9 protein-coding genes are annotated in these 8,835 nt (G+C 72.1%); 7 read left to right on the forward strand and 2 right to left on the reverse strand.

What is annotated here, in order from left to right; translation table 11 throughout:
• Positions 1-151: 151 nt before the first annotated feature.
• The gene (locus JHN45_RS49520) at positions 152-703 is read right to left on the reverse strand and encodes a hypothetical protein (RefSeq protein ID WP_019066412.1); all 552 of its coding nucleotides are present in this window, start codon (positions 701-703) and stop codon (positions 152-154) included.
• 279 nt (positions 704-982) lie between these two features.
• Here JHN45_RS49520 and fmt point away from each other — a divergent pair, with 279 nt between their 5' ends.
• Together fmt and JHN45_RS49530 are read left to right on the forward strand one after the other, a co-directional pair.
• The gene (gene fmt, locus JHN45_RS49525) at positions 983-1,918 is read left to right on the forward strand and encodes a methionyl-tRNA formyltransferase (protein ID WP_201056036.1); all 936 of its coding nucleotides are present in this window, start codon (positions 983-985) and stop codon (positions 1,916-1,918) included.
• Positions 1,919-2,008: 90 nt separating this feature from the next.
• Positions 2,009-3,427: an RsmB/NOP family class I SAM-dependent RNA methyltransferase gene (locus JHN45_RS49530; RefSeq protein ID WP_200716855.1), complete on the forward strand. Its 1,419-nt coding sequence runs from the start codon at positions 2,009-2,011 to the stop codon at positions 3,425-3,427.
• An 861-nt stretch (positions 3,428-4,288) separates the two neighbouring features.
• On the opposite strand, the gene JHN45_RS49535 is transcribed toward JHN45_RS49530, so the two are convergent.
• Complete coding sequence (locus tag JHN45_RS49535) at positions 4,289-5,455, reverse strand: alpha-hydroxy-acid oxidizing protein (protein WP_200716854.1); 1,167 nt, start codon at positions 5,453-5,455, stop codon at positions 4,289-4,291.
• A 125-nt stretch (positions 5,456-5,580) separates the two neighbouring features.
• Here JHN45_RS49535 and rpe point away from each other — a divergent pair, with 125 nt between their 5' ends.
• The 5 genes from rpe (at position 5,581) to JHN45_RS49560 (ending at position 8,766) form a co-directional block, all read left to right on the forward strand.
• On the forward strand, positions 5,581-6,267 hold the full coding sequence (rpe, locus tag JHN45_RS49540; RefSeq protein ID WP_200716853.1) for a ribulose-phosphate 3-epimerase: 687 nt from the start codon (positions 5,581-5,583) through the stop codon (positions 6,265-6,267).
• A 78-nt stretch (positions 6,268-6,345) separates the two neighbouring features.
• Positions 6,346-7,392 carry a sugar-binding transcriptional regulator gene (locus JHN45_RS49545; RefSeq protein ID WP_200716851.1) on the forward strand — a complete coding sequence of 349 codons (1,047 nt, stop codon included), beginning with the start codon at positions 6,346-6,348 and terminating at the stop codon, positions 7,390-7,392.
• 50 nt (positions 7,393-7,442) lie between these two features.
• Positions 7,443-7,802 (forward strand): ribonuclease domain-containing protein, encoded by a 360-nt coding sequence (locus JHN45_RS49550; RefSeq protein WP_201056037.1) that lies wholly within the window; start codon positions 7,443-7,445, stop codon positions 7,800-7,802.
• On the forward strand, positions 7,799-8,116 hold the full coding sequence (locus tag JHN45_RS49555; RefSeq protein ID WP_200716847.1) for a barstar family protein: 318 nt from the start codon (positions 7,799-7,801) through the stop codon (positions 8,114-8,116). Before JHN45_RS49550 ends, JHN45_RS49555 begins: the two co-directional genes overlap by 4 nt.
• Before the next feature lie 35 nt (positions 8,117-8,151).
• Complete coding sequence (locus JHN45_RS49560) at positions 8,152-8,766, forward strand: hypothetical protein (RefSeq protein ID WP_201056038.1); 615 nt, start codon at positions 8,152-8,154, stop codon at positions 8,764-8,766.
• Positions 8,767-8,835: the final 69 nt, after the last annotated feature.

The following is an 8,835-nucleotide window of genomic DNA, read 5'->3' on the forward strand; positions in this document are numbered from 1 at the left end:
TCTCCCACCCGCGCACCGCCCGTTTACGGTCCGTTGAGAGGCTCGGGTTTCCCGTGGAGCGTCTCGCCGTCGGCGGCTGGCCCTTCGACCCTCCGGCGTGCAGCTGCCTCCCGGTTGTTGTCCGGGAGGCAGGCAGGGTTCGGTCGGCGGGTCAGCCGTTGCGCGGGCCCGGGAAGGCTGTGGGCCTGGCCTCGTCGCGGAGGGTGGGGCTGCCCGCTGTGGGCTGGGTCGGCATGGAGCGGGCGGCGGGGACCGTGGGGAGCGCGGGCATCGGGGGGAGGCCCGTGTTCACCGTGACCGGGCGGGCCGTCGCCGCCTCCGTCGTGCGTTCGGCGTCGGCCGCCGCCTGGGTCGCGGCGCGGCGGGCGCCGTAGCGGCGGTGCACCGCCTGCTTGGTGACCCCGAGGGCCGAGCCCACCGCGTCCCACGAGAAACCGAGCGAGCGGTCGAAGTCCACGGCGGCCGTGACCAGGGTCTCGACACTGTCCCGCAGCTCCTGCGCGAGACGGACCGTCGGGGCGGGAGCCCGCCCGTAGACGACGAAGCCCGTGGACGGGCCGGAGCGGCGCGGGCGGTAGACGTTGCCCAGCTGGGCGGTGAGCGTGCGCAGTGCGTCCACCTGCCGGCGGACCCGCTCGATGTCCCGCACCAGCAAGTGCAGGCTGGCCCGAGCCTGGGCGTCGTGGGTTGCGTGGTCGGCCATGAACAAGCCTCTCGAACCGGCGTTGAAAAGGATCGGGCCGCGTGAATGCGGCCCGTAGTGGTCAACTCTTTCTTGACCAACGCGTAGGCGCTCCGCTGGTCACGCAACGGGGGCGTAAGGGCATATGCGTACGCCCCCGGTGGACCGGTGTGCGCTGCGGGCGTCCGTGCGTCCTCCGGCGTGGGCGTCCGTGCGTCCTCCGGCGTGGGCCCCTGGGCCCGCGCGCCATAGACTGGTGCGCTGCCCGCACACTCCCGCCCGAGAGGCCCGAACGCACCCATGAAGCTCGTCTTCGCCGGTACCCCCGAGGTCGCCGTTCCCGCACTGGACGCCCTGATCGCCTCCGGGCGGCACGAGGTGGCCGCCGTCGTCACGCGGCCCGACGCGCCGGCCGGGCGTGGGCGCAGGCTGGTGGCGAGCCCCGTCGCCGAGCGGGCCGAGGAGGCGGGCATCGAGGTGCTGAAGCCCGTCAAGCCGCGCGACCCGGAGTTCCTGGAGCGGCTGCGGGAGATCGCGCCCGACTGCTGCCCCGTCGTCGCCTACGGCGCCCTGCTGCCCCGGGTCGCCCTCGACATCCCCGCCCACGGCTGGGTCAACCTGCACTTCTCGCTGCTCCCCGCCTGGCGCGGCGCCGCCCCCGTGCAGCACTCCGTCATGTCCGGCGACGAGATCACCGGCGCCTCCACCTTCCTGATCGAGGAAGGACTCGACTCCGGGCCCGTCTACGGCACCGTGACCGAGGAGATCCGCCCGACCGACACCAGCGGCGACCTGCTGACCCGGCTCGCGTTCGCGGGCTCGGGCCTGCTCGCGGCGACCATGGACGGCATCGAGGACGGGACGTTGAAAGCCGTACCGCAGCCCGGCGAGGGCATCACCCTCGCCCCGAAGATCAACGTCGAGGACGCGCAGGTGGACTGGGCGGCCCCCGGCCTGCGCGTGGACCGGGTGGTGCGCGGATGCACTCCGGCGCCCGGCGCCTGGACCGGCTTCCGGGGCGAGCGGCTCAAGATCGTCCAGGCCGTGCCCGTGCCGGAGCGGACCGACCTCGCGCCCGGTGAGCTCTCCGTCGGCAAGAACAACGTGTACGTGGGCACCGGGTCGTACGCCGTCGAGCTGGTGTGGGTGCAGGCGCAGGGCAAGAAGCCGATGCGGGCGGCGGACTGGGCGCGCGGGGCGCGGATCGGGGCGGGGGAGACCGTCGGGACCCTGTGAACTCCCGGGGCGTGACGTCCCGCGCGCGGTCGGGCCGGTGCGACGTAGGCTGGACGCACATCTCGGCCAGAAATCCGGAGCACCTTTTTCGTGAGTGAGCAGTCCCCGCGACCCCGTAAGCCCGGCAAGCCCTACCGCCGGCCGCAGAAGGACCCCGTCCGCATCCTCGCCTTCGAGGCGCTGAGGGCCGTCGACGAACGGGACGCCTACGCCAACCTCGTGCTGCCGCCGCTGCTGCGGAAGGCGCGCGAGAAGGGCGACTTCGACGCGCGGGACGCGGCGCTCGCCACCGAGCTGGTCTACGGGACGCTGCGCAGGCAGGGGACCTACGACGCGATCATCGCCTCGTGCGTCGACCGGCCGCTCCGCGAGGTCGACCCGCCGGTGCTGGACGTGCTGAGCCTCGGGGTGCACCAACTGCTCGGGACGCGGATCCCGACCCACGCCGCCGTGTCCGCCTCCGTCGAACTCGCCCGGGTCGTCCTCGGCGACGGACGGGCCAAGTTCGTCAACGCCGTGCTGCGGAAGGTAGCGCAGGACGACTTCGACACGTGGGTCGAACGGGTCGCGCCGCCCTACGACGACGACCCCGAGGACAACCTCGCCATCGTGCACTCGCACCCGCGCTGGGTCGTCTCCGCGCTGTGGGACTCGCTCGGCGGGCCGCGCGCCGGGATCGAGGACCTGCTGGAGGCAGACAACGAGCGGCCCGAAGTGACCCTCGTGGCCCGCCCCGGCCGGTCCACCACCGACGAACTCCTGCACGAGGAGGCCGCGCTGCCGGGACGCTGGTCGCCGTACGCCGTGCGGCTCAGTGAGGGCGGCGAACCCGGGGCCGTGACCGCCGTGAAGGAAGGCCGGGCCGGAGTCCAGGACGAGGGCAGCCAGCTGGTCGCCCTCGCGCTGGCCAACGCACCGCTCGACGGGCCGGACAAGACCTGGCTCGACGGATGCGCGGGGCCCGGCGGCAAGGCCGCGCTGCTCGCCGCCGTCGCCGCCGAGCGCGGGGCGACGCTCCTCGCCTCCGAGAAGCAGCCCCACCGCGCGGGCCTGGTGGCGAAGGCGCTCGCCGGGAACCCCGGCCCGTACCAGGTCATCGCCGCCGACGGGACCCGCCCGCCGTGGCGGCCCGACAGCTTCGACCGCGTTCTGATGGACGTGCCGTGCACCGGCCTGGGCGCGCTGCGCCGCCGTCCCGAGGCCCGCTGGCGCCGCCGTCCCGAGGATCTCGACGGGTTCGCGCCCCTCCAGCGCGGGCTGCTGCGCACCGCGCTGGAATCCGTACGCGTCGGCGGCGTCGTCGGCTACGCGACGTGCTCGCCGCACCTCGCGGAAACCCGGGCGGTCGTCGACGACCTGCTCAAGCAGTTCCCGCACACCGAACTGATCGACGCCCGCCCCCTCCTGCCGGGCGTCCCGGCCCTCGGCGACGGTCCTGACGTACAGCTGTGGCCACACCTGCACGGGACCGACGCGATGTATCTGGCGCTGATCCGCAGGACGGGCTGACGGGCGCGGCGCGGGGCGCCGTCATCTGCGGGACCGGCCCCCGCGCACCGCTGAACGCGCTGATCCGCAGGACTAGTTGACGCGCGCCAGTCGCAGGGCGTGTCCATCGGCAGGACGGGCTCGCGTGCGGGCCGGGGAATCCGCTGATCCGCAGGACGGGTTCGCGCGCGGGTTGCCGAGCGCGTTCGTCCGCAGGCGCAGTTGATGCGCTGGTCTGCGGTGCGTTCATGTGGAGCACGGGCTCGCGCGCCGGGAAACGCGTTCGTCGGCCGGGCCGGTTGATGTGTCGGTCGCAGGGCGTGTCCATCGGCAGGACGGGCCTGCGTGCAGGCTGCGGAACGCGCTGATCCGCAGCGCTGCTCATCCGCCGGTCACCGGCGCGTTCATCCGCGGGACGGGCTTGCGCGGGCTACCGAACGGGTTCGTCCGCGTCATCGGATGATGCACCGGTCGCGGGACGCTTTTATCTGCGGGTCGGGCTTGCGCGCGGGTCGCGCAACGCGCTGATCCGCAGGGTCGGCTCACCCGCTGGTTACCGGAGCGTTCGTGTGCGGGGCCGACCCCGCGCGGGTCGCGGAACGTGTTCATCCGTAGTAGCGACTCACCTGCCTGTCACCGGTCCGTTCATCCGCTGGGCTGGCTCCCGCGCCGGTCGCGGGGCGCGTCCATCTGCAGGATCGGCTCCCGCGTGGGGCGCAGGACGCGTTCATCCGCAGCACCAGCTCACCCGCCGGTCACCGGTCCGTTCATCCGCAGGACCGGCTCCCGCGCGGGTCGCGGAACACGCTGATCCGCAGCACCGACTCACCCACCAGTCGCCGAACGCGCCCATCCCCAGCACCAGTTGACGCGTGCCGTGCCTCACGCGACGCGCTGAAGTGCCTCCCCCGTCAAATCCGCCAGTGTCGGATATCCGTCGACCGCCATGATCAGGTCCGTTTCCGCGAGGAGGGAACGCAGGACGTGGACGATGCCGTCCGTGCCGCCCAGGGCGAGGCCGTAGGCGTACGGGCGGCCGATGCCCACCGCGGTGGCGCCCAGGGCGATGGCCTTGACGATGTCGGCGCCGCTGCGGATGCCGGAGTCGAAGAGGACCGGGAGGCCGTCCGCCGCCTCGACCACGGACGGGAGGGCGTCGAGGGCGGGGAGGCCGCCGTTGGCCTGGCGGCCGCCGTGGTTGGAGCAGTAGACGGCGTCCACGCCCCCGTCCTTGGCCCGGCGCACGTCCTCGGGGTGGCAGATGCCCTTGACGATCAGAGGGAGGGTGGTGAGGGAGCGCAGCCAGGGGAGGTCGTCCCAGGTGAGCGGGTTGCCGAAGAGCTGTGTCCAGAGGAGGACCGCGGACTGGGGGTCCTCCTCCGGGGTGCGGGTCAGACGGGATCTGAAGACCGGGTCGCTCGTGTAGTTGGCCAGGCAATGGCCGCGTAGTTGGGGGAAGTTGGCGGTGGAGAGGTCGCGGGGGCGCCAGCCGGTGATCCAGGTGTCCAGGGTGACCACGATGCCCTTGTAGCCGGCCTGTTCGGCGCGGTGGACGAGGCTTGCGGCGAGGTCCCTGTCTGTGGGGGTGTAGAGCTGGAAGAGGCCTGGAGTGTCGCCGAACTCGGCGGCCACCTCCTCCAGCGGGTCGACCGTGAGCGTGGAGGCCACCATCGGTACGCCGGTGCGCGCGGCGGCCCGCGCGGTGGCCAGGTCGCCGTGTCCGTCCTGGGCGCAGAGGCCGATGACGCCGACCGGTGCCATGAAGACGGGGGAGGGCAGTTTCAGCCCGAACAGGTCGACGGACAGGTCGCGTTGGGCCGCGCCGACGAACATCCGGGGGACCAGGCCCCAGTGGTCGAAGGCGGTCACGTTGGCGCGCTGGGTGCGTTCGTCGCCGGCGCCGCCCGCGACGTAGGACCACACGGAGGGTGGCAGGGCCGCGCTCGCCCTCTCCTCCAGTTCCGCGAAAGCCATGGGGTACGACGGCACGATGCCGCCGAGCCCGTTGAAGTAGATCTCGTTCTGATAGGAGCCGAACGGCTGTCCCATGCCATCTCCCTCTTCGCTCAGGGAGGGATTCTCGCAGTGGGCCCGACGGCCCCGTACCCCGCACCCGACCCCGTCCGCGACCGACCGATGCCGCTAACCCCCGCAGGACATGGCAGGCTTGGGGCATGGCCGTGCAGATCAACCCCAGCATCCTGTCCGCCGACTTCGCCCGCCTCGCCGAGGAGGCCAAGGCGGTCGAGGGCGCCGACTGGCTCCACGTCGACGTCATGGACAACCACTTCGTCCCGAATCTCACGCTCGGTGTGCCGGTCGTAGAGTCACTGGCCCGGGCGACGGACACCCCGCTGGACTGCCATCTGATGATCGAGGACGCCGATCGCTGGGCCCCCCAGTACGTCGAGGCGGGTGCCTCCTCCGTCACCTTCCACGTCGAGGCGGCCGCGGCTCCGGTGCGGCTCGCGCGTGAGATCCGGGCCAAGGGCGCCCGCGCCTCCATGGCGCTCAAGCCGGCGACGCCCATCGAGCCGTACGAGGACCTGCTGCCCGAGCTGGACATGCTGCTGATCATGACCGTGGAGCCGGGCTTCGGTGGCCAGTCCTTCCTCGACATCATGCTGCCGAAGATCCGCCGTACCCGTGAGTTGATCAGGAAGCACGGGCTGGAGCTGTGGCTGCAGGTCGACGGCGGCGTTTCGGCCTCGACGATCGAGCGCTGCGCGGAGGCCGGCGCCGATGTGTTCGTCGCCGGTTCGGCGGTGTACGGGGCATCCGACCCGGCCGCGGCGGTACGTGCATTGCGCACGCAGGCCGAAGAGGTCGTGAGCAAGGCATCCTGGGCGTGCGACCACTGAGCGGCAGGTATGTGAACGGCGGCCATCAAGGCTGATCAAGAGCGCCGGATCTGCAAGGATGAACGGCGAATCCAGAGTGTGAAGAGCAGTGAGGAGATCGCCGTGTCGGGTATGTCGGCGGGCCGGTCAGCCATGCGGATGGGACCCGCAGAGCTGGTGCAGGCGGCGGCCATGGCCCGCCGCTTCTACCTCGAGGGCAAGTCCAAGATCCAGATCGCGGAGGAGTTCGGCGTCAGCCGCTTCAAGGTGGCCCGGGTCCTGGAGACCGCTCTCGAACGGGATCTCGTACGCATCGAGATCCGAGTACCGGCCGAACTGGACGCGGAGCGCTCGGACGCGCTGCGCGCCCGCTACGGCCTGAGGCACGCCGTCGTGGTCGAGTCCCCGGCCGAGGTCAGCGAAGAGTCGCCCGACCCCGAGAACCTCGGGGAGGTCGCGGCCGACCTGCTCGGCGAGCTGGTCAACGAGGGCGACGTTCTCGGCCTCGCCTGGGGCCGGTCCACCATCCACATGGCCGCGGCCCTCGACCGGCTGCCGCCCTGCACGGTGGTCCAGCTGACGGGCGTGTACGACGCCGGGACCGCCGAGCGCGGCTCGGTCGAGGCGGTACGGCGCGCCGCGCAGGTGTCCGGCGGCGACGCCCACCCCATCTACGCGCCGATGCTGCTGCCGGACGCGGCCACCGCGGAGGCGCTGCGCCACCAGACGGGGATCGCCCGCGCCTTCGAGTACTTCGACAAGGTCACGGTCGCCTGCGTCTCCATCGGCTCCTGGGAGTCGGGCATCTCCACGGTGTACGACATGCTCAGCGCCGAGGAGCGGGCGCACTACTCGTCCCTCGGTGTCGCCGCCGAGACGTCCGCGCACCTCTTCGACGCCGAGGGCCGCCGGGTCGGCCGGGACCTGGGCGAGCGGTGCATCACCGTCAAGGCGGACCAGCTGCGCCGTATCCCCGAGGTCGTCGCGATCGCGGGCGGGCAGCGGAAGGCGGCGGCGATCGACGCGGTGCTGCGGTCCGGGCTCGTCACCAGCCTGGTGACGGACACCGCCGCCGCGGACTATCTGATGACGGCCGGCACACCGCCGAAGTCGGCGCTCGGCCGGACGGACCCCGACGGGATCTGACGGGCCCCGGCAGCGACTCCTACCGGGACGACCGTGGCAGCATCGGGCGCATGCTGCTGCGGTTCGTCTCCCGACTGCTTCTCGTCTGTCTCGCCGTACTGCTGCCCGTGGGCTGTTCGTCCACGGCCACGAGCACAGGCACCGTCAAAGCGTCCCAACTCCCCGCCGAGGCACGGCAGACCCTCACCCTCATCGACCGTGGAGGCCCCTTCCCGTACGCCAAGGACGGGGTCGTCTTCGGGAACTACGAGAAGCTGCTGCCTGCGCAGAAGCGCGGTTACTACCACGAGTACACCGTCCGGACGCCGGGCTCGCGCGATCGCGGGGCCCGGCGCATTGTCACCGGGCAGGGCGGCGAGATCTACTACACCGATGATCACTACAAGTCGTTCAGGACGGTACTGAGATGACGCAGCTCGCGGTCACCCTCGACCTCGACGGGGTCACGGACAAGGCCGGCCTGATGGACGGTGTCGCTGGCTCCCTCCGGCTCCCCGACTGGTTCGGCCGCAACTGGGACGCCCTCGCCGACAGCCTCGGCGACCACACCGTGTGGCCCGAAGAGGCCGTGGAACAGGGCCTGTTGGTCGTCGTACGGAACTGGCGGGCGTACGCGAAGGCGCGGCCGGAGGAGTGGGAGACGGCCGTCGACGTCTTCGGCGACGCGGTCGACCGGACACCGAACCTGTCCGTGGTGCTCGCCCTGGGCGGAGCCGGGCACTAGGCCCATTGTCCGAGGCGGCTGGCAGAGTGGTCGGTATGGAGCAACAGGAGCAGCGCACGTCGGTGCGTCTCGTGGTCGTGGATCCGGATCTCGACGCGCAGTGCGACCGGGTCGAGGAACACCTGCTGGCGCCGCTGGCCGAGTCCGCGCGGGGAGCCGGTGAGCACGCGCTTTTCGCGGACGGGCTCGTGGTCTTCCGGCGAGTGCGGGAGACGCTCGCCGAGGCGGTGGCGCGCGGCCCCAAGGTGTGGACGCCGAACGGCCGTTGGGAGCACGAGGGCCTGCGCATCGTCGAACTGCCCACCGGCGACACGGACTTGCTGTACGCGCTGCTGCGCGAGCTGTCCGGGCTCCTGGTGGCACCGCCGGACCTGCCCGACCCCTCGGGCGTCGTGGCCGCGGTCCGAGGCACTGTCCTGACACCCGAGAAGACCGCCGTCGGCCTGGTCGGCGCGCTGGCGCGGGTGCTGTCCCTGGTGGACCTCACGCCCGACGCCGACACGGCCACCCTCTTCGCGGCGATCGAGGCGGCCGACGGCGACGAGGACGTGAGACTCAGTTATGGGCAGGACGAAGCCTGGCAGCGGCTCGCCCACCGGCTGACCATGTTGCTCACCGAGTCGGCTCCGCTGCACCGGTTCCTGTACTGACCGCCTGTCCTAGCGGGAGCGCCTGCGGCGGCGGAGGACGAGCAGCGTGCCGCCGCAGGCGCTCCCGCT

The sequence above is a fragment of the Streptomyces sp. MBT53 genome, from assembly GCF_016654115.1.
Taxonomy (GTDB): domain Bacteria; phylum Actinomycetota; class Actinomycetes; order Streptomycetales; family Streptomycetaceae; genus Streptomyces.

What these genes read in the sequence shown, in the direction of transcription:
- rpe (WP_200716853.1), top strand. Translation starts at nt 5,581, where the DNA reads ATGGCCGTGCAGATCAACCCCAGCATCCTGTCCGCCGACTTCGCCCGC.
- JHN45_RS49520 (WP_019066412.1), bottom strand. Translation starts at nt 703, where the DNA reads ATGGCCGACCACGCAACCCACGACGCCCAGGCTCGGGCCAGCCTGCAC.
- JHN45_RS49560 (WP_201056038.1), top strand. Translation starts at nt 8,152, where the DNA reads ATGGAGCAACAGGAGCAGCGCACGTCGGTGCGTCTCGTGGTCGTGGAT.
- JHN45_RS49535 (WP_200716854.1), bottom strand. Translation starts at nt 5,455, where the DNA reads ATGGGACAGCCGTTCGGCTCCTATCAGAACGAGATCTACTTCAACGGG.
- fmt (WP_201056036.1), top strand. Translation starts at nt 983, where the DNA reads ATGAAGCTCGTCTTCGCCGGTACCCCCGAGGTCGCCGTTCCCGCACTG.
- JHN45_RS49550 (WP_201056037.1), top strand. Translation starts at nt 7,443, where the DNA reads ATGCTGCTGCGGTTCGTCTCCCGACTGCTTCTCGTCTGTCTCGCCGTA.
- JHN45_RS49555 (WP_200716847.1), top strand. Translation starts at nt 7,799, where the DNA reads ATGACGCAGCTCGCGGTCACCCTCGACCTCGACGGGGTCACGGACAAG.